The sequence below is a fragment of the Arthrobacter sp. B6 genome (assembly GCF_001663775.1).
GTDB lineage: Bacteria > Actinomycetota > Actinomycetes > Actinomycetales > Micrococcaceae > Arthrobacter.
Window position 1 is genome coordinate 676,486 of record NZ_KV467169.1, and the last position, 22,120, is coordinate 698,605.

The window sequence follows — 22,120 nt, forward strand, 5'->3', positions numbered from 1 at the left end:
CTGTGCCTGCCTGTCAGCGGCGCTTCTTCTTGGCAGACCTCTTCGCGCCGTCCTGGGCCGCAGCCTTCGCAGGGTTGCCCGAGCGTCCGGAAGAGCGGCTTTCAACCCGTGTCTGGCTCGCGCCGTCTTCACCCGGAGCGGTGTACTGCAGCTGCGCGGGTTTCTCCGGCGCCTCCAGGCCCGCGGCATGGATCTGCGGTTCAACGTGCTCGGTGTGTCCACCTGCGGCGTCGGCAACCACAACGTCCTGCGCCGGGGTCACCTCCACCTCGAGGTTGAACAGGAAACCCACGCTTTCCTCGCGGATGGCTTCCATCATGCTTTGGAACATCGTGTACCCTTCGCGCTGGTACTCCACGAGCGGGTCACGCTGGGCCATGGCGCGCAGGCCAATGCCTTCCTTCAGGTAGTCCATCTCGTAAAGATGTTCCTGCCATTTGCGCCCTATAACGGACAACACAACGCGCCGTTCCAGCTCCCGCATGCTGTCGGAGCCGATGGCGTCTTCACGTGCCTGGTACACCAGCCTTGCATCGGAAAGGAGCTCTTCCTTGAGGAACTCCACCGTGAGCCGTGATTTTCCACCCGCCTCTTCGATGATGTCCTCCGCGGTAACGCTCACCGGGTACAGGGTTTTCAGGTTGGTCCACAGCTGGTTGTAGTCCCAGTCATCGCCGTTGCCCTCGGCCGTAGCGGCGTCGATGAGGGCCGTAATGGTGTCTTCGACAAAGAACTGCACCTTTTCGTGCAGGTCGTCGCCTTCAAGGATCCGACGGCGGTCGCCGTAGATGGCTTCGCGCTGCCGGTTCAGGACGTCGTCGTACTTCAGGACGTTCTTGCGCTGTTCGGCGTTGCGGCCCTCTACCTGCCCTTGGGCTGAAGCGATGGCACGGGACACGAGCTTGGATTCCAGCGCAACGTCGTCCGGGACTGAACTGTTCATCAGGCGCTCTGCGGCCCCTGAATTGAAGAGCCGCATCAGGTCATCGGTCAGGGAAAGGTAGAACCGCGATTCGCCGGGATCGCCCTGACGGCCGGAGCGGCCCCTGAGCTGGTTGTCGATGCGGCGGGACTCGTGCCGTTCGGTGCCAAGGACATAGAGCCCGCCGAGGCTCAGCACTTCCTCGTGTTCATCCTTGACTGACTGCTTGGCCGCGTCAAAGGCAGCCGGCCACGCGGCCTCGTACTCCTCGGAGTTCTCCTCCGGGTCAAGCCCGCGCTTGGCCAGCTCGGCGACTGCCGTGAATTCAGCGTTGCCGCCCAGCATGATGTCGGTGCCACGGCCGGCCATGTTAGTGGCAACGGTGACGGCGCCCTTGCGGCCGGCCTGCGCGACGATTGCAGCCTCGCGGGCATGGTTCTTGGCGTTCAGGACTTCGTGCCTGATGCCCTCCTTGGCGAGCAGCCCGGAAAGGTATTCGCTTTTCTCAACGCTCGTGGTGCCCACCAGGACTGGCTGGCCCTTTTCGTGCCGTTCGGCGATGTCCTTCACCACGGCATCGAACTTCACTTTTTCGTTCTTGAACACCAGGTCAGACTGGTCGATTCGCTGCATGTCCCGGTTGGTGGGAATGGCGACCACGCCGAGCTTATAGGTGCCCATAAACTCGGCGGCTTCCGTCTCCGCGGTGCCGGTCATGCCGGAGAGCTTGCCGTACATGCGGAAGTAATTCTGGAGTGTCACCGTAGCGAGAGTCTGGTTTTCAGCCTTGATCTCGACGCCTTCCTTGGCCTCGATCGCCTGGTGCATGCCTTCGTTGTAGCGCCGGCCGGCAAGGATGCGGCCAGTATGCTCGTCAACAATGAGGACTTCGCCGTCCAGGATGACGTAGTCCTTGTCGCGCTTGAACAGTTCCTTAGCCTTGATGGCGTTGTTCAGGAAGCCGATCAGCGGAGTGTTGGCGGACTCGTAAAGGTTCTGGATGCCGAGGTAGTCTTCGACTTTTTCGATTCCGCTTTCGAGGACGCCGACGGTGCGCTTCTTCTCGTCGACTTCGTAGTCGTGTTCGGGCTGAAGGCGAAGAACCACTTTGGCGAATTCGCTGTACCAGCGGTTCGTATCGCCCTGGGCGGGCCCGGAAATGATGAGGGGCGTGCGCGCCTCATCGATCAGGATGGAGTCGACCTCATCCACGATCGCGAAGTGGTGGCCGCGCTGGACGAGTTCTGACTTGTCCCACGCCATGTTGTCGCGGAGGTAATCAAAGCCAAATTCGTTGTTGGTGCCGTACGTGATGTCCGCCGCGTACTGCTCCCGGCGGACGGACGGGTCCTGATTGGACAGGATGCATCCGCTGGTCAGGCCAAGGAACCGGTAGACCCGGCCCATCAGGTCCGACTGGTATTCGGCCAGGTAGTCGTTCACGGTGATGACGTGGACACCGTTTCCCGTCAGGGCATTGAGGTAGGCCGGAGCAGTGGCCACCAGGGTTTTGCCTTCACCGGTCTTCATTTCGGCGATGTTGCCAAGGTGAAGCGCCGCGCCACCCATCATCTGGACATCGAAGTGGCGCAGGCCCAGGGTCCTCGACGAGGCCTCCCGTACTGCGGCGAATGCCTCCGGCAGGAGGTCGTCCAGTTTTTCGCCGTCCTGGTGGCGTGACCGGAGACGGTCGGTTTCTTCCCGGAGTTCGGCGTCACTGAACGTCTTGAACGTGTCTTCGAGAGCATTGATGGAGTCGGCATAGTTCCGGAGTTGCCTCAGGGTTTTTTTGTCACCCGTACGGAGAAGTTTTTCGATAAGTGATGCCACGTGAAGATGCTCCCAGTCTCTGCCGCCGAATTCTGGCGTTTTTAGTCTACGGGAGAGACACAGGCCACGACGCCTGTGTTCCCTGAGAGCGGAGAGCGGTCCCGCCCGCTCGGACGGCCGCCGCAAGGTCTCCCGCGAGGTCTCCTGTCGGGCTGACCACGATGTCCCCCAGCCCCAGCCATTCAGCCATCAGTTGCAGCTCGTCTGCCAGTTCGACGGCGGTTCCCGGCGGGGCGCCCGGCTCGCCATAGGCGGACCTGACCAGCAGCTTGCCGGCAGCACGGTCCGCCTTAAGGTCAACCCGTGCCACCATGGTTTCGCCCAGCAGGAACGGCAGCACGTAGTAGCCGAAGCGCCGCCGGTGCTCGGGGGTGTAGATCTCGATGCGGTAGTGGAAGCCGAACAGTTCCTCGAGCCTGCGCCGCTCAAAGACCAGCGAATCAAAGGGACTCAGCAGGGCCCGCCCCACGGCCCGGCGCGGCATCCTGGCATCAGCATGGAGGTACACCTTCTTGTTCCAGCCGGCAACGGTAACGGGTTCCAGCCTCCCGGTGCTTACCAGGTGTTCCACCGCATCCGCAGCGGGCTTGGCCGGCATGCGGAAATAGTCGGCGAAGCATCTCACGGTCCCGATGCCATGAGCCTGGGCGGCCGCATCAATTAGGCGATGCATGGACTTCACCGGGTCCCGCGGGTCCTCACCCGAGGCCCTCCGGTCCGGCAGGACCCTCGCGGTCAGGGCATACCTGCGCTCGAACTGTTCAGTGCGCGACGCTGAGGAAATGAGGCCCGCTTCGAACAGATGCTCAAGAACCCTTTTGACGGCGTTCCAGTTCCACCCCCAGTTATCGTCCCGGCGGTCTTCCACGTGCCCGATTTCCACTGTCAGTTCGGCAGCCGTCATTGCCCGTCCGCGGGCGAGGACGTCGAGGATCTTTCCGGCCACAGCTTCCCGCAACGCAGGATCCATGGCGGCGGCCCCGACCCACTTGCGCTTTTGCCACTGCACCAGGTCCTGGAAATGCTCCGGTCGGATGTAGCTGGCTTCATGTGCCCAGTACTCCATCATCCGCCGCGGGTGGGTGCTGGACATGCGCTGCAAAATGCTGCGGTCGTAGTTGCCCAGGCGCGAGAAAAACGGAAGGTAGTGGCTCCGCGAGACCACATTGACGGAATCGATCTGGACCAGCTGCAAACGGGCAAAGGTACGGCCCACCGTCCGTGAAGTCACGGGGCCGGAGGGCCGTCCTTTGTCCAGACCTTGGGCTGCCAGTGCGATCCGCCGTGCCTGTTCAAGGCTCAGCGTCGCCGCCACCTCAGTCCTTTCGATGGATGGTGCGCACCACCCTAGATCCTGGCAGCCTCGTCGTCTGAGCGGTAGGCGAGGATCTTTTCTTCAATAACCGTTTCCCCCGGTTCGCACTCGTGGTCCAGGGTGATCACGCCGTAGGTCCAGCCCCGGCGGCGGTAAACGACCGATGGCGTGTTGGTGGCTTTGTCCACAAAGAGGTAGAAATCGTGGCCCACCAGTTCCATGTTGTCCACGGCGTCATCAAGGGAGAGTGACGCTGCGGGGAAGACCTTGCGCCTGATCAGGACGGGCGAGTCCCCGGCCGGGATGTCGTTCTCGACGTCGTAGGGCGATTTTTCGGCTGCCGATGCAACGGGTTCGTTCCGGTGGCTTGCCTCAACGTAAATGGGCTCATGGGCACTTGCGGGTTCCAAGGACGCGGTGGCTTCGCGGACCGCTTTGGGAGTGTGGCGGCCGTGATGGACCTTCTTACGGTCTTTTGCGCGGCGAAGACGTTCGAGCAGTTTGTTGTAGGCGAGATCGAACGCAGCGAATTTGTCTGCGGCGCTGGCTTCGGCACGGATTACGGGCCCACGTCCCAGGACAGTCACTTCAACGGTGAGCTGGTCGCCGGCCTGGCGGGCGTTGGTTTCCTTCGAGACCTTCGCATCCACCCGCTGGACCTTGTCGCCAAGTGATTCGATCTTCGAGATCTTCTCACCGGCGTATTCGCGGAAGCGGTCTGAGACCGTCAGATTTCGTCCGCTGATCATAAACTCCATGGTGCCCTCCAAATGACTTCGGTGACACGACGGCGGCACTTCCGGGGGCCGATCTGCTTGACAGTCGAGCCCCTTTCCGAGCCGCTATCGACAGGTACATCTGTTCTTGGTACCCACAACCGACGTTAGTTCATAGCCACACGTTATTCATCCTTTCTTGGTTTATTTTTTTCTATGTCAGGCCCCTTTCCGCCAGCTTCCGCGGTTACCGTTCCGCCCCCGGCTGAATCGGGCGGGCGTGTCGCCGCGAGGACCACCGCACCCGCCACAACAGCCCCGCTGGCGTGCAGTGCACGGGCCGCTTCGGCGACTGTCGCACCGGTCGTCAGGACGTCGTCGACGATGATGCACCGGCGGCCAGCCACGCCGTCGAACTTCCGCCGCGGGACCAGCATCGATCCCCGGACCCGGCTGGCACGGGCACCGCGGCCCAATCCCTTTTGCCCGCCGGAGAGACCCTCCGCTCCCCTGCGCCGATGCGACTTCCGCAGGACGTCCAGCACCGGTGTACCTTTCAGCAGGCTCCCTCTGGCGGATGAACCCAGCAGCAGGTGAACAGGGCTGAAGCCCCTCCGGACAAACGCAGGGGTGCTGCTCGGGACGGGAACCAGGGCAAGACCCGCCTCCTGGGGCGCTGCCGCGGCGACGGCATGGGCCAGGGCCCGCGACAGGACACGTTTGAGCTGGTGCTGGCCGTTGCCCTTGAATGCAAGGACCGCCTGTGCCAGCTCGTCGCGGTAGACCCCTGCAGCGACGACCGGAAGTATCACGCCGCCGTCGACATCCATGAGGGCAGGCGCTTGCGCTTCAGCCCTGAACGGGTGGCGCGTCAACTGCCTGACCCGCCGTTCGCAGGCTACGCACAGGATCAGGTCTTCGGCGCCGCAGCAGACGCAGTCAACGGGCACGGCCAGAGCCAGCAGCTCCGCGACCGCAGCTGTGACGTGGTCGGCCGCACGCGGCATCCGCCGGCGGTGCGCTCCCCTGTGCTTTGCAGGCTGCAGCGGCTGCGGCCGCAGGTCCGGATCAGCGGGGGCCTGATCGCAAGCGGCGGGATCAACGGGGCGGCCGTGGCCTCGGGCGGGTGTTCCAGACACGCCCTCATCCTCCCGCCCCGGGCACCGCCTGCGTAGGGCCAGGACCTCCTATGTGGAAAGCTGCCGTTAGCCGGCAAAGGACGGGTCAACCGGACCTTTGAGCTGCGGCGACCAGCCGTTGCCCAGCCGCTGGAAAATGCCGTCGGCGGATTGTCCGTAGATCTCCTCGGCGCCGTTACCGGCGCTGAGCGCCACCAGACCGGGCCAGGGCGCCAACTGCTGGGGTTGCCCGGAGGTCAGCGACAGCAGCTCAGGCGTCACATTCGCTGCCGCCGAGCCCTTCATGACCGCCACGACGGTGTCGCTCACCCAGACGCCCTGGTCCGGTTCCGTGCCGGTTGCGAGGGTGATCGGCGGCGTCAACTCCCTGGGAGTTCCGTCGGCGGCACGGATGATGCCGGCTACCTGCACGCGGGTCTGTCCGTTCTGTTCGGAGATCACGAGTACGCGAACGCCTTCGCGCGAAACCCGCAGGTCCTTCACGGTCCTGCCAGCAAGCCACGACGGCGCCAGGGTGACGTTGGGAACGGCCGCGCCTTCCGCCACCCCAAGAGGCCGGTAAGCCACGACTTCCGTGCCCCCGGCAGCTCCCGGGCCGGCAGACCACACCCAGTCATGGAGGCTGAAGGTCGGATGCGTCAGTGTGCTGCGCGTCGTGAGCGCCCTCGCGGGCTGCCCGGGAACCATGCTGTAGAGCGTGGTCCGGCTTTCATTCAGGAAAGCCACTGTCTGTGATACCGGTGATTCAGCCGGGTAGCGTGGACCCAGTGCCGACACCGGCTGCATGTCAGGCAGCGGAGAAACCCGGTTGTTCTCGTAGCGCACTAACTCGTTGCCGCTGACGGCAATTTGACGGGCGGGGACGCCTTTGTTCTGGACAGGCGGCAGTACCGAGCCGTTGTCCTCCACGCGGACCAGGTCCTGGTTCGCACGCAGCTCGACGTTCACCACATCCGGCTGGCTGCGGAATGTCAGTGAGAGCTGGGTCTGCATTCTCAGCCGGTCCTCCGTGGAAGTTTCCGAGAGCTCCTTCGCGGTGAGGTCCACCTGCGCAGCACCGGACACCACGGGGACGGATTCCCTGGCAAGTTTGATGCCGGACGGGAAGGCACTGACCACAGCGCCGCGGAGGTAGGGGGCGGGGCCGGCCAGCAAGGCGCTGGTCATCGCCTTGACGGTTTTGTTCTTAATGAACCAGCGGACGTCGGGAACGGCGTAGGTGAAACTCGGATCGTAGAAATAGATCGGATACGCCCCGTAGATCACCTTGAAGGTTTCCTCGGGGATGGCTGTTCCGTCCGGGATGGCTGAGATCCGCCACTCTCCGTCCACCTGGGTCACCGTGGCCGGGATGTTCTCGGTCGTACCCGCGGGCGTCTGCGTTGCGATCCCGTCGGCGTCGACGGTATAGGCGACGTCCAGCTCATAGTTGTAGACGTTTTCGACGGCGGTACGCACCACGCGAGCCTCGCGGTACACCAGGGCGCGCTGGTCCGGCTTCCAGGCTACCGAGGACGCCTGGGTCAGGTATTCGCGGGCCACGGCATAGTCGTCCTCATAGCCGCTACCGGCGCGGTAAAAGTCTTCAATGATGCTCTCAGGGGCTGCTCCGGGCTGGGGCGCGGCCGGCAGGAAGACTGGCGCGTTGAGGTTGCCCGCGCTTTCATCGGTGCTTTTCCCCACCGGTCCGGCCGTAGGGATCCGCGCACAGCCGGCTACGACGAAAAGAACCAGCAGCAGTACCAGGGCGGCAGCCCGGTGGTGCCAGCGTGGCTGCTGTCCCGTCATGATGGCTCCTTTGGCGGCACGTGCACTGAGGTCTTCGATGCTGGGGACGCTTCCCGGCGTGGACTTCCAGCCTCCGGAGGCTGGGGGGCGGGGCCAGGACCGGGCACCAGGATATTCCTGTATTCCGGCACACCCGGCAGCACGATGTCCTCCGGTTCAAGCTGCACCGGAGACTTGTCGATTTCTTCGCCCTGCCGGAGGGGGATGGTCAGCCGGAAGTTGGCGCCACTGCCCTTATTCCCCCATGCCTGCAGCCAACCGTTGTGGAGTTTGGTGTCCTCCATGGCAATGGACAATCCCAGCCCGCTGCCGCCGGTGGTCCGTGCGCGGGCGGGATCGGCCCGCCAGAACCTGTCGAACACCCGTGCGGCTTCCGCCGGCGTCATCCCGATGCCATGATCCCGGACGGCCACTCCCACGGCGGTCTGGTTGGCAGCCACCGTGATGGTCACCGGCTTTCCTTCCCCGTGTTCCACTGCATTCAGGATCAGGTTCCGCAGAATCCTGTCGATCCGTCGCGAGTCCATCTCCACCACAATTCCGCCTGACGGTGCCCGGAGGATGATCTCCGAACCATATTCAGCCGCCACCGGCGCGGCGCCTTCGATGACATGGGCTACAACCTGCAGGATGTCCTCCGGCTCGGCGTCCAGCATCGCGACCCCGGCATCAAAGCGCGAAATCTCCAAAAGGTCGGACAGCAGGGACTGGAACCTCTCCACCTGGTTGTACAGGAGTTCAGCAGAGCGTTTGTTGATGGGATCGAAGTCATGGCGCGCGTCGAACAACACTTCCGCGGCCATCCGGACGGTGGTCAGCGGGGTCCGCAGTTCGTGGGAAACGTCCGAGACGAACCGTTGCTGCATCTGGGACAAGGTGGCCAGTTGGGTGATCTGCTCCTGCAGGCTGGCCGCCATATGGTTAAAGGACGCCCCGAGGCGGGCCACCTCGTCCTCGCCCTTGACCACCATACGCTCCTGCAACTGGCCTGCCGCCAGTTTTTCGGAGACGACGGCGGCATGGCTGACCGGGCTGACGACGTTGCGTGTGACATACCAGGCAATGGCACCGATCATGAGTACCAGCACGGCGCCGCCGGCCCAGAGCACGCTTTGGATTTCGTCCAGGGTCTGCTGCGCGGTGTTCAGGTCGTAGATCAGATAAAGCTCGTACACGGTTCCGTTGAACGTCACCTTGTTGCCGACGGCGATGCCCGGCCGGTCTTCGGTGCCCACCGGAATGACAGTTGAGGCCCAGTACTGGTCCTTGCCGGATTCCTGCACCGCTTTGCGCAGGTCCGGCGGAATAACACTGACAGTCAGTTGGTCCGAGGCTCGGGATTCCACCCAGCGGTTGCGGGGTTTCGTCTGCTGTGGCATGGCCTCAAAGACATACCGCCGTTGGATCACCGAGCCCCTGCCCTCGACCGCGTTAAGGGTGTCGTAGACGAGGGTGATGACGCTGGACTGGTCAGTGACCTGGGCACCGTCAAACGTGTCCTGAACCTGCTTGACGTTGTAGCGGGTCTCGGACTCGGCCTGCGTGAGGCGCTCCTGGAACAGGTTATTGGCGATCTGGTTCGAGAGGTATGCCCCCACCACGGCAAACGACGTCACCGCAAGCAGCAGCGTTGTCAGCACCGTGCGGAACTGCAGTGACCGCCGCCACCGGCGGTGAAGAGACTGCACGATGTACCGCAGGGCAGGGAAAAACCGGCTGATCCCCGTGCGGACGAGCCGGGCGACCCGGAGGCTGACAATGACTGCCCGGCGCTTCCAGATGCGTGCCCGGAATGGCACCCGCTCAAGGCCGGCCGCCCAGGAATCTGTGTGCTCCGGGGCAGCGTGATGTTCTTCCGGACGTGCAGCGTGTTCAGCTGCGGGAACGTCCGGAGCGCGCCCGCGATCTGCTCCTGAGGGGTCAGGAACCTGCTTTGTAGCCGACACCACGAACCGTCAATACTACTTCGGGGGCCTCCGGGTCCCGTTCGATCTTTGACCGGAGGCGCTGCACATGGACGTTGACCAGCCTTGTGTCCGCGGCATGGCGGTAGCCCCAGACCTGCTCCAGCAGCAGTTCCCGGGTAAACACCTGCCAGGGTTTCCGGGCGAGGGCGACGAGCAGATCGAATTCCAGCGGCGTCAGCGAGATGCGTTCATTTCCGCGGCTGACGGTATGTCCGGCCACGTCTATGGTGACATCGGCAATCCGCAGGGTTTCCGGAGCCTTCTGGTCCCCGGGCCTCAGCCGCGCCCTGACCCGCGCCACCAGCTCCGCCGGCTTGAACGGCTTGGGGACGTAATCGTCGGCGCCGGACTCAAGCCCGCGGACGACGTCGGACGTGTCTGACTTCGCGGTGAGCATCACGATGGGAACGTCCGATTCGGAACGGATCTGCCGGCAGACTTCAATGCCATCCACGCCGGGAAGCATCAGGTCGAGCAGCACGAGGTCCGGCTTCGATGAACGGAACACATCCAGCGCCTGGCCACCGTCAGCGCAGAAGACCGGCTCGAAGCCGTCATTGCGCAGAACAATTCCGATCATTTCGGCCAGCGCTTCGTCATCGTCAACTACCAGGATGCGTGCCTTCATAGTTATATATTCCCTTATTGCCCACCCTTTGTCCTGTTGATCGCCGCCACGGCATGGCGCAACGCTATGACGCCGGACGCCGGAACTATAGGCTGGGATCGTGCCGGCCCTCTCCGGACGCCTTCGCCTCTGAACTGCGGCAACGGCGTCCGGCTGAAGCGTCCGGTTCCGCCCGGGGGAAGGAACAGGTTGTCACAGCAGGATCCGAACATGCAGCAGCCACCACGGGGCGGCGGGCCGCCATGGCAGCCGCAGCCGGGTTCCGGCCCGCCCCAGTGGGGCGGCCAGCCCGCGTGGGGTCCACCCCCCGGCCAGGGCCATCCGCCCCAGTGGGGACAGCCGCCCTACAACCCTCACGGCGGCCCGCCGCCCTACCGGCCGCCGCAATACGTCGCCCCGCCCAAGCCAGGAATCATTCCGCTGCGCCCGCTGATGTTCGGGGAAATCATCGACGGGTCCTTCCAGACCATCAGGCGCAACGCCAAGGCGATGTTGGGGGCGGCGCTGCTGGCGCAGTCCCTGGTAGTAGTCCTCACGGCCGTGCTCACCGCCAGTTCCGTCGCTTCGGCAGCCTCCCTGGAAAGCTGGATCGAGAGCCTCAACGACCAGGACATGGTTTCGGTGGGTTTTGCCTTCCTGGCCACAGTCCTGCTGGTGGGCGTCCTGACGGTGTTCCTCTCAGCAGTTCTCCAAGGCGCCATGGTGGTGCCGGTGGCCCGTTCCGTCCTTAACCGCACCACGGGTGTCCGGCAGATGTGGATGCTGGCCCGGTCACGGGCCGGCGCCCTTATCAGGCTTGCCTGCCTGATGGTACTTGGCTGGCTGCTGGGCATGGCCCTGTTTGTCGGCCTGGCCGTCTTCGTGGTGGCTGCGGCTGGTGGAATTGGTGCGCTCATCCTGCTCCCCGTCGGATTCGGCGGCGTCGCCCTGTCCGTCTGGATCTACATCAAGATCCTGGTGGCCCCCGCGGCTGTTGTCATCGAGGAACTGGGCGCCGTGGACGGGCTCCGCAGGTCCTGGCAGCTGACCCGGGGAAACTGGTGGCGGGTCCTGGGAATCACGTTGGTAGTAGCCATCATGGTGGGCATCATCGCCCAGGTGGTGACCATCCCGGTGAGCCTGCTTCCGGCGTTCTACACGTCCGTGGTCTCACCCCATGGCGGGGCGGACCAGGCCATAGCGGCCGCTGTGGCGATGGCAGTCGTAACCGCCATCGTCACCGCCCTCGTGGGTGCCGTCGGCTATGCCTTCCAGACGGCCGTGATGGCACTGCTCTACCTGGATCTGCGGATGCGCAAGGATGGCCTGGATATCGCACTCCTGCGCCTGTTGGAGTCCGGGGCCGACCCGGACGGCGTACCGGGGCGCGGCATCCCCGTACACGGAGGTCCGGGACAAGGCAGCCCCGCCAACACTTCAGGACCCCTGTACCGTGCCTGGCCCGATGTCCGCTGAGCCTCCCGTCCTGCCCGACGCCGACGAAGCGCGCCGCTGGGCTGTGGAGGAACTGGCCAAACCCGAGTACCAAAGCGCCGAACCTGGCTGGCTGGATCGACTGTGGCGCGACTTCCTGGACTGGCTGGCATCGCTGGACGGCCCAGCCGGGATGGAAGGAAATATAGCGGCGCCGGTGACGGGAGTGGTCATCGCAGTGCTGATTGCCGCGGCCATCATCGTGGCACGCCCGCGCCTGAATGCCCGCACGAAGAACCCGCAGGAGGTGTTCGACGACGATACGTCCGTCAGTGCCTCGGACTACCGGGACAGCGCAACAGCCGCTGCAGGCCGGGGAGACTGGGGCGCCGCCGTCGTGCATTGTTTCCGCGCCCTGGTCCGGGCCGCCGAAGACCGGAACGTCCTGGATGCCAGGCCGGGCAGGACCGCAGATGAAGTGGCACGCGAACTCGCCCGCGTTTTTGTCCCCGAGGCCCGGAGGCTCGACTGGGCCGCCAGGACCTTCGACCGGATCCGCTACGGCCATGGCGCCGCGGGACGCGCTGACTACGATGCCATGACAGCACTCGACGCTTCCCTGCAGTCCCTGAAACCCGGCGACGCTCCGGCGTACCCTGCGGTTGCCCCATGACCGCGGACCGCGGTGCCGGCACCCCAGCCGTGTCCGGTGACGCCCCGCCGCCAGTGCCTGCCAGGCCGTTGGGCTGGGCCAGGCGCCACCGCGGCCCGGTAGTGGCAGCAGCCGTATTCGCCGTCGCGCTGGTTGTCACAGTCGTCACGGCGCTGGCCCCGAAAGGTGACTCGGTTCCCCTGTCCGTCCGCAACGCAGGGCCAGACGGCGGACGGGCAGTGAGCGAAATCCTGGGCCGGCACGGCGTGAACGTGGACAGCGCCGAATCGTTCGGCGCCGCACTGGCTGCCCTCCAGTCCAGCACAGATTCAACGCTGCTGCTGTATGACCGGAACGGCTTCCTTGACGGACGGCAGCTGGAGCGGCTCGCAATGGAGGCTACGCGCGTGGTGCTCGTGACGCCGCGCCTGGACACCCTGGCCGCGCTGGACGCCGGGATCAGCCAGGCAGGCGTTGTGCCGGAAAGCTCCCCCACCCTGGAGCCCGGCTGCTGGAACGACGATGCCCGGACGGCCGGAACCGTTTCCGGGGAGTCCGGTTTCCTGTATGGCAGCGAGGATGGCAGCGACGGCACGGTGTGCTACCGACCGCCCGGTTCGGGCGCCGGCCTGCTCGCGATTACCGAAGACGGTGCGCTGGCAGTGCTGGGAAGCACCACACTGATCAGCAACGCCGGGCTCGATGAGCGCGGCCATTCTGCCCTTGCGCTCCGGATGCTCGGCGCTTCCACGGACCTTGTCTGGTACCTTCCCGGACTGGGCGACGTGAGCGGCGCCGGGTCCTCCCAATCGCTCAACGAACTGGCACCTGACTGGGTGGCGTTCCTGGGTCCGTGGCTGGTGCTGGTCGCTGCCCTGGCCATGGTCTGGCGTGGCCGGCGCTTTGGTCCGCTCGTCTTTGAACCCCTGCCCGTCGTGGTCAAAGCAGCGGAAACCGCAGAGGGCCGGGCGCGCCTGTATCACGATTCGCACGCTGTGGACCGTGCCCGGGACAACCTCCGGGCGGGTACGTTGGTCAGGCTGGCCAAGGAACTCCGGCTCGGACCCGACGCCTCGGCCGACGACGTCGCCAGGGCTGTGGCCCGAAGCGTGGACCGGCCGGAGGGCGGCATCCAGGCGTTACTCAATGAACGGCCCGGGAATGACGCCAGGCTGGTGCGATGGTCCCAGGAACTGGACGAACTAGAGAACGAGGTAAGGACCCGATGAACGAACAGCTCCGCGGCCCGCAGATGCTGGACCCCCTGCAGCACGATCCGGCGCGACAGGCTCTTCTGGACGTCCGGAACGAAGTGGCCAAGGCCGTCGTCGGACAGGACTCAACCGTCACAGGCATGCTGATCGCCCTCCTCGCCCAGGGACATGTGCTGCTCGAAGGGGTGCCGGGAGTGGCCAAGACCCTGCTGGTGCGTGCGCTCTCAGCGTCGTTGAGCCTGGACACAAAACGCGTGCAGTTCACGCCGGACCTGATGCCCGGCGACGTGACGGGGTCCCTGGTCTACGACTCGCACACCTCGGAGTTCAGCTTCCGCGAGGGCCCGGTCTTCACCAACATCCTGCTGGCGGACGAAATTAACCGCACACCCCCCAAGACGCAGGCATCCCTGCTGGAAGCCATGGAAGAGCGCCAGGTGTCGGTGGACGGAGTATCCCGCCCGTTGCCTGCACCGTTCCTCGTGGCGGCGACACAGAATCCGGTGGAGTACGAAGGAACATACCCCCTGCCGGAGGCCCAGTTGGACCGGTTCCTGCTCAAGCTCACCATGCCCCTCCCAAACCGTACTGAGGAGATGGAGGTGATCCGCAGGCACGCTTCCGGGTTCAGCCCTCGGGACCTGGCTGGCGCCGGTGTCCGGGCCGTCGCCGGCGCGCAGGACCTTGAGCGCGCCCGCCAAGCCGTGGCCAACGTCGCCGTCGAACCCGAAATCATCGGCTACATCGTGGACCTGGTCCGCGCCACCAGGGCGGCACCCTCGTTCCAGCTGGGTGTTTCTCCCAGGGGCGCAACAGCGCTCCTGAACACCTCACGGGCCTGGGCGTGGCTGTCCGGCAGGAGTTTCATCACCCCTGACGACGTCAAGGCCCTGGCGCTGCCCTGCCTCCGGCACCGGGTGGCACTGCACCCGGAAGCACAAATGGACGGGGTCCGGGTGGATGACGTGCTGACCGGCATCCTGGCCTCCGTGGCCGTTCCCCGCTGACCGGGATGGCATTGTCCGGGCGCTTTGTGGTCCTGGCCCTGCTGGGGCTGTTGCCGGTGCTGCTGCTGCCCGGATGGTGGACGGTATTGGGCGTCGTAGGGGTGCTCTCCGCGCTCCTGGGGCTCGAGCTTGGCCTGGCAGCATCCCTGCGCAGCATCGAGGTCCAGCGCCATGATCCTGGCCAAGTGACGCTGAACGGTGTGGCCCATTCAGGTCTGACGGTCCGCAACCAGGGCGGGCGCCGGCTCCGTGGTCTCATCCGGGACGCCTGGCAGCCCTCAGCCGGCGCGCAGGACCCGGTCCAGCCACTGGACATCCCCGCCGGAGAGCGCCGCCGCGTGCAGGTGAAGCTGCGCCCGGTACGGCGCGGGGTCCTGCAGGCCCCCCACGTCACGCTCCGCTCCTACGGACCGATGCAGCTTGCGGCCCGCCAGCGTACCGTTCCCTGCCCCGGCTCCCTCCGCGTCCTGCCCCCGTTCCACTCCCGGCGGCATCTGCCGTCCAAATTGCGTAAACTGCGCGAACTTGACGGTAAGGCGGCCGTGCAGATCCGAGGGGCAGGCACTGAGTTCGATTCGCTGCGGGACTATGTCCGCGGCGACGACGTCCGCTCGATTGACTGGCGGGCAACCGCCCGGCGTTCCGCCGTCGTGGTCCGGACCTGGCGGCCGGAGCGGGACCGGCGGGTGGTCATTGTGCTTGACACATCACGCACGTCGGCGGCACGGATCGACGACGAGCCACGCCTTGACACCGGGATGGAAGCCGCCCTGTTGCTGGCAGTCCTGGCGGAACGCGGCGGTGACAGGGTTGACTTCCTTGCCTACGACCGGCGCCCCCGGGCAAGGGCGGGATCGGCGGCGTCTGGGAACCTCCTGGGCCAACTGGTGCAGGCGATGGCGCCCCTGGAAGCCGAACTGATCGAGATGGACTGGCAAGGGATCCCTGGGCAGGTCAGGGCGGTCTCGGCCCACCGTTCGCTGGTGGTTCTCCTGACTTCCCTTGAAGGCGGCGCGCCGGAGGAAGGGCTTATCCCCGTGGCCACGCGACTGGCCGGGCAGCACGTTGTGGTCGTGGCCGCTGTGCGTGATCCCCTGTTGGGGCAGATGCTTGGGGAACGGGACACTGCAGCGGGGGTTTTCCGGGCTGCTGCCGCCGAACGTACCCTGCTGGAACGTGAGGCCGTCACCGCCCAGCTCCGCCAGCACGGAGTGGAAGTGGTGGACGCCGAACCGCACCAGCTGCCGCCGCGACTGGCGGACATGTACATACGGCTGAAGGCTGCCGGTAGATTGTGAGGTCAGGGAAACGCGCCGGCGCCCATCCAGCCATCAGGAGGTCATGATGAATATTCCCATCTACCGGCAGGCGCTGGGTGCGGACTTTGACCGGCTGCAGCCTGAACTCCAGGACTACTTTTCCCTCGTGCCCGGTTCGGGGCAGTACGGTATCGGAGAAGGCGTGTTCGACGTCGTCGGATGCAGGCAGCGCTGGCTGAGGCCGCTGCTGAAGCTGACGTCCGGGGAGGAGGCATTCTTTCCGGAGTACGGCGAGCGCATTCCTTTCCGGATTGAAAACCACGCCCACGAAGATCCATTCGGGCGCTCCAGCCTGACCGCCCGGCGCGAAATCCGGTTCCCTGGCCGGACCCGTATCTTCCAGGACACCACCAGCGTCGCCGAAAGAAGCGGGGTCCCCGGGCTGGTGGACTATGTGGGCCGGTTCCGGCGGCTGGTCACCGATTTGAACCTTAGCGTCACCGAATCGGGCAGGCTCAGGGGTGTTTCTGATGCGTCCCGTCTGTTCCTTGGCCGGCTCCGGATCCCGCTTCCTCCAGCCCTCGACGCCAGGGCCTACGCCGAACAGTGGTGGGACCCCGCCGGTGGGGAACACGGCAAGCACCGGATCCAGGTGAAGGTCATCCAGCCGCAGATCGGTCTGGTCCTGGTGTATGCGGGCAGTTTTGACTACCGGCTGCGCCCCTATGCCGGCGGCAGCTCGGCACAAAGCTTCCTTCCCCGGTACGCCCACCCGGACCGCTGGGAGGACCGGACCTGACACTGCGGCTGCCCGGTGGCGCTCGCGTGTACCTTACCCGAGCGCCAGCTGATTCAGCCCGTCAGCCACCTGGGTGAGCCGGGTGAGCACCGCGGTGGCAGCCGCCGGGGACTGGCCGGCGAGGCCAGCGGACGGTGTGACCCGCAACGTGCGCAGGGACGACGCCGGCAGGCCAAGCTGGTGCCACGGCCGCCAGACGGCTTCGACGACGTCGGGCACTTTGGGCAGGCTGCCCGTGCTGACGTCCAGCGCGCCGGCCCAAACCCGTTTGCCGTCCTCGACGGCGCCCGCCAGCTGCTCCCATTGGCGCGATGTCAGGGCCTTCAGGGGCACAGCGACGCCGTCTGCGCCGGCGGCGAGGATGCGGTCAAATGGTGCCTCAATCTCCGGGACGGCAACAATGATCTCCGCGGCCCCCGCTTCCCGAAGGGCGGTGACCACCATGCCCCACGAGTCAGTGGCCTCCTGCCCGGCCACCGCACGCAGGGTGCGGTAACCGCTGGATGTCGGGATGGTGCCCGCCAGCACGGCAGCGACATCCGGCTCATCGAGCTGGACCACCAGCCGGGCCCCGGGAACGGCCGCGGAAACCCGTGAGAGATAGCCGCCCACGCCGGCGGCCAGGGAAGCTGCCACATCGCGGCGGGCACCGTAGTCAAGAAGGGCCCGTTCGCCGTTATGCAGGTGCAGGCCCGCTGCGAGAGTCATTGGCCCCACGAGCTGTACCTTCAGCTCAGTTGCCGGGGTGTCTTCAGCTCCGGCGACGTCCGCGAGGACGTTGATATCCGTCGACAACGCGGAGGCGGCACGGCGCACGTCCTTGCCTGGCCGGTCCACCAGCCGCCAGCCGAAGGGCTGGACATCCACCGCCATCTCCACCAGAAGCGACGCCGTCCGGCCCAGGGCATCGGAACCCACACCGCGGTCCGGAAGTTCGGCGAGGAACGGCACGTGGGGACTGCCGAGTTCCCCACGGATAATGCGAGCGGCCTCCACAGGGTCCTCCCCCGGCCACGAACCCAGGCCGGTGGCGGTGACCTCCTGCGGCCCGGCAGCTACAGTCTCCGGCTGGTCTGGGGCCTGGCTGTTCTGCCCCTGCGGATTCCGGCCTGGTTCCTGCCGTCCTGTGTCCCTCACGCTACGACGGAAGCCTGCGGTCCGGACGGCATTCCCGAAGCCCGCAGCGTCCCCTCGCCGGGGTTCTGGTTTCCGCTGGCATCGTGGTCTCCGGCGGCGGCCTCGTGGTCCTCGGCGATGGCTTCGTGGTGGCGGATAACTTCCCCGATGATGAAATTCAGGAACTTCTCTGCGAAGGCGGGATCGAGGTGGGCGTCCTCGGCCAGGCGCCGCAACCGGGCAATCTGGGCTGTTTCACGGCCGGGATCGCCCGCCGGGAGGCGGTGGGCTGCCTTCAGGAAACCGACTTTCTGGGTCGCCTTGAACCGCTCCGCGAGGAGGTAGACCAGGGTGGCATCGATGTTGTCGATGCTGGAGCGGATGGACAGCAGTTCCGCCATCACCGAGTTGTCCACCTGTCCGGCCAGCGAACTGGCGGCGGCATCGTAGGTTTCGGAGTCAGGAACGTCGTGGTTGTGCTGCGTCATGGACCAAGTCTATGGGCACAGAGCTGGCGCGAACGTACAGTTGAGGCCCGGTTCGCCGCCCATATTGGGGCTGAAGTGTACGTTCGCGCTGTTGCGAGGCTAGAGTTCCGCGCGCTGCAGGGAACGCGCGGCGTCGATGGTTGCCTGGCCCAGCACCCGGCTTCCCTGGTACAGGACCACCGTCTGCCCCGGGGCCACGCCGCGCAGCGGATCCGTCAGCGTCACCACCAGCTGCCCTGAAACACCGTTGGCCTCCGCCGGAGTCTCCATCCGGGCCGTCGCTGGAACGGGGTCGCCGTGCGCACGGACCTGGGCAAAGCAGTCAAAGTCCGCGCCCGTGGCTATCTCGGCGATGGGAAGGCCGGCCCAGGAGACCTTGATGCCACGGATTTCGTCGATGGCCAGCAGGGCTTCCGGCCCTACGACGACCTTGTTTTCCTTCGGCCGGATCTCCAGCACAAAGCGTGGCTTTCCGTCGGCGGCCGGGGTGCCAAGCTTCAGGCCCCTGCGCTGTCCCACAGTGAAGGCATTGGCACCGGGATGCTCGCCTACCTTGGTGCCCGTTTCGTCCACAATGTCCCCGGTGGTCATGTCGATCTTTTCGGCCAGCCAGCCAGCGGTATCGCCGTCGGGAATGAAGCAAATGTCGTGGCTGTCCGGCTTGTTGGCTACGGACAGGCCCCGGCGTTCGGCTTCCGCACGGACTTCCGCCTTCGACGGAGTGTCGGCCAGCGGGAACATGGAGTGCTTGAGCTGCTCGTGGGTGAGCACACCCAGAACGTAGCTCTGGTCCTTCGCCCAGTCGGCCGCGCGGTGCAGTTCCGGATTTCCGTCGGCGTCTTCGATGACCTTGGCGTAGTGGCCGGTGCAGACGGCATCGAAACCCAGCGCGATTGCTTTCTCCAGCAATGCAGCGAACTTGATCCGCTCATTGCAGCGCATGCAGGGATTCGGTGTGCGGCCCGCCGCGTACTCGTCGATGAAGTCCTGGACCACGTCCTCCTTGAAGCGCTCGGAGAAGTCCCACACGTAGTACGGAATGCCGAGCACGTCGCACGCCCTCCAGGCGTCCCGGGAGTCCTCGATGGTGCAGCAGCCGCGGCTGCCTGTCCGCAGCGTGCCGGGCATCCGGGACAGCGCCAGGTGGACGCCGACGACGTCGTGGCCCGCCTCGACGGCACGTGCTGCGGCAACGGCGGAGTCAACTCCGCCGCTCATGGCTGCTAGAACTCGCATGCTGGCTTTCCGTAGGTGAAAGTGTGATTGTGGGGTTGTTTGGGCCTTGGGAGCCGGGCTGCATCGCTGAAGAAACACGATGCACGCCTGTCTATTCTAATGCCTGCTGCGTTCGGCCATAGTTGAGAGACGGATCTCCAGGAGGGCACGCACCATGGCTGCAGCACAGGACGCAGGAAACATCGTGATAATTGGGGCAGGTTTGGCCGGTGCCACGGCCGCTCAGACGCTGCGGTCCGAGGGCCACAGCGGTCCCGTCATCCTTGTTGGCAGCGAGCGTCACAACCCCTACATCCGCCCGCCGCTGTCGAAGGACTACCTGCTGGGCAAGGAAGGCGAAGACAAAGCGGCGGTGGTGCCGGCGGGCTGGTACGCGGAGAACGACGTCGACCTCCGCCTTGGCGTGTCAGTCACCGGCATACGGCCGGACGCAGGCACGGTGCTGCTGAACGACGGAACGTCACTGCCTTACCATTCGCTGCTCCTGGCCACAGGTGCGGTCCCCCGCACCATTCCCCTGCCGGGGAGCGAGTTGTCAGGGGTCACCACGTTCCGCACCCTCGATGACAGCCGCCGGCTGCGGAAGACCTTGGACCAGGGCGGAAAGAACGTGGTGATGGTCGGCTCCGGCTGGATAGGCATGGAACTGGCAGCGGCCGCGGCGACGTATGGCAACAACGTCACGCTGCTCGGCCTGGAAGACGTTCCGCTGGCCGCCGCGATCGGCCCGGAACTGGGCCTCTTCTTCCGCTCGCTGCATGAAGCCCATGGCGTGAACTTCAGGCTTCCGGCATCAGCCCATGAACTCAGGGGCACTGACGGTACCGTCTCGGCAGTGGTCACCGACAGAGGGGAAGTCCTCCCCGCCGATGTTGTGGTGATTGCAGTGGGGGTTGTACCCGACGTCGGCCTCGCACACACCGCGGGACTGAAAGTGGAGAACGGCATACTCACCGATGAGTCCCTGCGGACCAGCGTGCACGGCATTTTCGCGGCAGGCGACGTTGCCAACGCGCTGCATCCCTTCACCGGCGAGCATTACCGCAGCGAGCATTGGTCCAATGCCCTGAACGGCGGCAAGGTAGCAGCGCGTGCGATGCTGGGCATGGAGGCCACGCACAGCGCCATACCGTACTTCTATACGGACCAGTTCGACGTCAGCATGGAGTACTCGGGATTCCCCGATCTTGCAGCCGGAACGGAACCGGTAATCCGGGGTTCGCTGGAGGACAAGGAATTCATCGCGTTCTGGCAGCGTGACTCCCGGGTGGTGGCCGGCATGAGCGTCAACTGGCCCCGCACGCCGGGCCCGAGCGCGCAGAAGGTAATCAAGGCCCTCATCTCGGGCCGCCACCTGGTGGGTCCGGACCGGCTTGCAACCGCCTCAGCGGGCCTGGATCAGATGCTCCTGCCGGAGGCCTGACGCGCCACCGTGCCTGCGGTCTGGATGGAGGATTCGTGCCCTGCCATCCCGGCCGCCCGTGCCCTGGAATATGCATCAGGGAGGGCGGCAAGCAGAGCGTCAACGTCTGCTTCGGTTGAAGTGTGACCGAGGCTGAAGCGCTGCGCGCCGCGGGCGGCCTCCTCGTCAAGGCCCATGGCGAGAAGGACGTGCGAGGGACGTGGGACTCCGGCGGTGCAGGCAGACCCGGTGGATGATTCCACTCCGGCCAGGTCCAACAGGAACAGCAGGGAATCACCCTCGCAGCCGGGAAAGGTGAAGTGCGCGTTGCCGGGGAGCCGCCCCTCATCGGGTGCACCGCGAAGGACGGCCTCCGGAATTGCCCGCCGAACACCGTCAATCAGCCGGTCGCGGAGGGCCGAGATCCTGGCCGATTCCGCAGGAAGGACGGCCGTCACTGCCTCGGCCGCCGCGGCGAAGCCGGCAATCGAAGCTGTGTCCAGGGTTCCGGAGCGGACGTCCCGTTCCTGGCCGCCGCCGTGCTGCACGGGAGTCAGTTTTACAGAACGTCCCAGCAGCAGTGCCCCGACCCCTACCGGCCCGCCGATTTTATGTCCGGAAATGGACATGGCATCCAGTCCCGAGGCCTTGAAATCCACGGGCAGCGAGCCAAAGGCCTGGACGGCGTCTGAATGGACCGGCACGCCAACGGCGTGGGCCAGCTCGACTATTTCCGGGATGGGCTGGATGCTGCCCACCTCGTTGTTGGCCCACATCACAGTGGCCAGGGCGATGGTTTCCGGTTCCCGCGCCAGTTCGGCTTTCAGTGCCATGAGGTCAACGACGCCGTCGTGGTCCACCGCGAGCCACGTGACTTCGGCACCCTCGTGCCGTTCCAGCCATTCGACCGTATCCAGCACGGCATGATGCTCGACGGCGGAACAGAGGATGCGCCGTCGGGCCGGGTCCTCACTGGATCGGGACCAGAACAGGCCTTTGACGGCCAGATTGTCAGCCTCGGTTCCCCCCGACGTGAAAATGACTTCGGACGGATGCGCCCCGGCCGCTGCCGCAATGGATTCCCGCGCGTCTTCAACTGAGCGCCGCGCCCGCCGGCCGGAGCCGTGCAAGGAAGACGGGTTCCCCGTGCGCGCCAGCTCGCGGGTCAGGGCAGCCAGCGCCTCTGGAGAAAGGGGCGTGGTTGCTGCATGATCCAGGTAGACGGGCAC

General features: G+C 65.6%; 18 protein-coding genes. 7 read left to right on the plus strand and 11 right to left on the minus strand.

Features of this window, described 5'->3' with window-relative positions; translation table 11 throughout:
- Nucleotides 1-13: 13 nt before the first annotated feature.
- From secA to mtrA, 7 genes are all read right to left on the minus strand, one after another.
- Nucleotides 14-2,752 carry a preprotein translocase subunit SecA gene (secA, locus tag AU175_RS17775; RefSeq protein ID WP_066292742.1) on the minus strand — a complete coding sequence of 913 codons (2,739 nt, stop codon included), beginning with the start codon at nucleotides 2,750-2,752 and terminating at the stop codon, nucleotides 14-16.
- A gap of 46 nt (nucleotides 2,753-2,798) precedes the next feature.
- Complete coding sequence (locus tag AU175_RS17780) at nucleotides 2,799-4,067, minus strand: winged helix-turn-helix domain-containing protein (RefSeq protein WP_082979276.1); 1,269 nt, start codon at nucleotides 4,065-4,067, stop codon at nucleotides 2,799-2,801.
- 32 nt (nucleotides 4,068-4,099) lie between these two features.
- Nucleotides 4,100-4,825: a ribosome hibernation-promoting factor, HPF/YfiA family gene (gene hpf / locus AU175_RS17785; RefSeq protein ID WP_066292745.1), complete on the minus strand. Its 726-nt coding sequence runs from the start codon at nucleotides 4,823-4,825 to the stop codon at nucleotides 4,100-4,102.
- 143 nt (nucleotides 4,826-4,968) lie between these two features.
- On the minus strand, nucleotides 4,969-5,922 hold the full coding sequence (locus AU175_RS17790) for a ComF family protein (RefSeq protein ID WP_231938647.1): 954 nt from the start codon (nucleotides 5,920-5,922) through the stop codon (nucleotides 4,969-4,971).
- Nucleotides 5,923-5,988: 66 nt separating this feature from the next.
- The gene (locus tag AU175_RS17795) at nucleotides 5,989-7,710 is read right to left on the minus strand and encodes an LpqB family beta-propeller domain-containing protein (protein ID WP_066292748.1); all 1,722 of its coding nucleotides are present in this window, start codon (nucleotides 7,708-7,710) and stop codon (nucleotides 5,989-5,991) included.
- Nucleotides 7,707-9,509, minus strand: coding sequence for an MtrAB system histidine kinase MtrB (gene mtrB, locus AU175_RS17800; RefSeq protein ID WP_156642525.1), 1,803 nt, complete (start codon nucleotides 9,507-9,509; stop codon nucleotides 7,707-7,709). Before mtrB ends, AU175_RS17795 begins: the two co-directional genes overlap by 4 nt.
- A gap of 121 nt (nucleotides 9,510-9,630) precedes the next feature.
- Complete coding sequence (gene mtrA, locus AU175_RS17805) at nucleotides 9,631-10,305, minus strand: MtrAB system response regulator MtrA (RefSeq protein ID WP_066292768.1); 675 nt, start codon at nucleotides 10,303-10,305, stop codon at nucleotides 9,631-9,633.
- 210 nt (nucleotides 10,306-10,515) lie between these two features.
- Between mtrA and AU175_RS17810 the strand changes: the two genes are divergently transcribed.
- The 6 genes from AU175_RS17810 to AU175_RS17835 are packed head-to-tail and all read left to right on the plus strand — an operon-like array spanning nucleotide 10,516 to nucleotide 16,649.
- On the plus strand, nucleotides 10,516-11,760 hold the full coding sequence (locus AU175_RS17810; RefSeq protein WP_197497175.1) for a DUF3824 domain-containing protein: 1,245 nt from the start codon (nucleotides 10,516-10,518) through the stop codon (nucleotides 11,758-11,760).
- Nucleotides 11,750-12,391, plus strand: a complete 642-nt coding sequence (locus AU175_RS17815; protein WP_066292773.1) for a DUF4129 domain-containing protein — start codon at nucleotides 11,750-11,752, stop codon at nucleotides 12,389-12,391. Before AU175_RS17810 ends, AU175_RS17815 begins: the two co-directional genes overlap by 11 nt.
- Nucleotides 12,388-13,599, plus strand: a complete 1,212-nt coding sequence (locus AU175_RS17820; RefSeq protein ID WP_231938648.1) for a DUF4350 domain-containing protein — start codon at nucleotides 12,388-12,390, stop codon at nucleotides 13,597-13,599. Before AU175_RS17815 ends, AU175_RS17820 begins: the two co-directional genes overlap by 4 nt.
- A complete protein-coding gene (locus AU175_RS17825) occupies nucleotides 13,596-14,591 on the plus strand; it encodes an AAA family ATPase (RefSeq protein ID WP_066292776.1) in 996 nt (331 codons plus the stop codon). The genes AU175_RS17820 and AU175_RS17825 overlap by 4 nt, the downstream gene beginning before the upstream one ends.
- Nucleotides 14,592-14,596: 5 nt before the next feature.
- Entirely contained in the window at nucleotides 14,597-15,889 is a 1,293-nt protein-coding gene (locus AU175_RS17830) for a DUF58 domain-containing protein (protein ID WP_066292778.1), read from the plus strand.
- A 46-nt stretch (nucleotides 15,890-15,935) separates the two neighbouring features.
- Complete coding sequence (locus tag AU175_RS17835) at nucleotides 15,936-16,649, plus strand: DUF4166 domain-containing protein (RefSeq protein WP_066294433.1); 714 nt, start codon at nucleotides 15,936-15,938, stop codon at nucleotides 16,647-16,649.
- A 33-nt stretch (nucleotides 16,650-16,682) separates the two neighbouring features.
- Here the strand turns inward: AU175_RS17835 and AU175_RS17840 are convergent, their stop codons facing one another.
- From AU175_RS17840 to mnmA, 3 genes are all read right to left on the minus strand, one after another.
- Nucleotides 16,683-17,672, minus strand: coding sequence for a hypothetical protein (locus tag AU175_RS17840; protein WP_066294434.1), 990 nt, complete (start codon nucleotides 17,670-17,672; stop codon nucleotides 16,683-16,685).
- A 110-nt stretch (nucleotides 17,673-17,782) separates the two neighbouring features.
- The gene (locus tag AU175_RS17845) at nucleotides 17,783-18,253 is read right to left on the minus strand and encodes a chorismate mutase (RefSeq protein WP_066292779.1); all 471 of its coding nucleotides are present in this window, start codon (nucleotides 18,251-18,253) and stop codon (nucleotides 17,783-17,785) included.
- Between the two features lie 99 nt (nucleotides 18,254-18,352).
- Nucleotides 18,353-19,489, minus strand: a complete 1,137-nt coding sequence (gene mnmA, locus AU175_RS17850) for a tRNA 2-thiouridine(34) synthase MnmA (RefSeq protein WP_066292780.1) — start codon at nucleotides 19,487-19,489, stop codon at nucleotides 18,353-18,355.
- Between the two features lie 154 nt (nucleotides 19,490-19,643).
- On the opposite strand from mnmA, the gene AU175_RS17855 reads away from it, so the two are divergent.
- On the plus strand, nucleotides 19,644-20,912 hold the full coding sequence (locus tag AU175_RS17855) for an NAD(P)/FAD-dependent oxidoreductase (protein WP_066292782.1): 1,269 nt from the start codon (nucleotides 19,644-19,646) through the stop codon (nucleotides 20,910-20,912).
- Here AU175_RS17855 and AU175_RS17860 read toward each other — a convergent pair.
- A complete protein-coding gene (locus tag AU175_RS17860; RefSeq protein ID WP_066292785.1) occupies nucleotides 20,888-22,120 on the minus strand; it encodes a cysteine desulfurase family protein in 1,233 nt (410 codons plus the stop codon). The two genes, AU175_RS17855 and AU175_RS17860, sit on opposite strands and share 25 nt — an antisense overlap.

What these genes read in the sequence shown, in the direction of transcription:
- hpf (WP_066292745.1), bottom strand. Translation starts at nt 4,825, where the DNA reads ATGGAGTTTATGATCAGCGGACGAAATCTGACGGTCTCAGACCGCTTC.
- AU175_RS17795 (WP_066292748.1), bottom strand. Translation starts at nt 7,710, where the DNA reads ATGACGGGACAGCAGCCACGCTGGCACCACCGGGCTGCCGCCCTGGTA.
- mtrA (WP_066292768.1), bottom strand. Translation starts at nt 10,305, where the DNA reads ATGAAGGCACGCATCCTGGTAGTTGACGATGACGAAGCGCTGGCCGAA.
- AU175_RS17810 (WP_197497175.1), top strand. Translation starts at nt 10,516, where the DNA reads ATGCAGCAGCCACCACGGGGCGGCGGGCCGCCATGGCAGCCGCAGCCG.
- AU175_RS17815 (WP_066292773.1), top strand. Translation starts at nt 11,750, where the DNA reads ATGTCCGCTGAGCCTCCCGTCCTGCCCGACGCCGACGAAGCGCGCCGC.
- AU175_RS17820 (WP_231938648.1), top strand. Translation starts at nt 12,388, where the DNA reads ATGACCGCGGACCGCGGTGCCGGCACCCCAGCCGTGTCCGGTGACGCC.
- AU175_RS17825 (WP_066292776.1), top strand. Translation starts at nt 13,596, where the DNA reads ATGAACGAACAGCTCCGCGGCCCGCAGATGCTGGACCCCCTGCAGCAC.
- AU175_RS17830 (WP_066292778.1), top strand. Translation starts at nt 14,597, where the DNA reads ATGGCATTGTCCGGGCGCTTTGTGGTCCTGGCCCTGCTGGGGCTGTTG.
- AU175_RS17835 (WP_066294433.1), top strand. Translation starts at nt 15,936, where the DNA reads ATGAATATTCCCATCTACCGGCAGGCGCTGGGTGCGGACTTTGACCGG.
- AU175_RS17845 (WP_066292779.1), bottom strand. Translation starts at nt 18,253, where the DNA reads ATGACGCAGCACAACCACGACGTTCCTGACTCCGAAACCTACGATGCC.
- mnmA (WP_066292780.1), bottom strand. Translation starts at nt 19,489, where the DNA reads ATGCGAGTTCTAGCAGCCATGAGCGGCGGAGTTGACTCCGCCGTTGCC.
- AU175_RS17855 (WP_066292782.1), top strand. Translation starts at nt 19,644, where the DNA reads ATGGCTGCAGCACAGGACGCAGGAAACATCGTGATAATTGGGGCAGGT.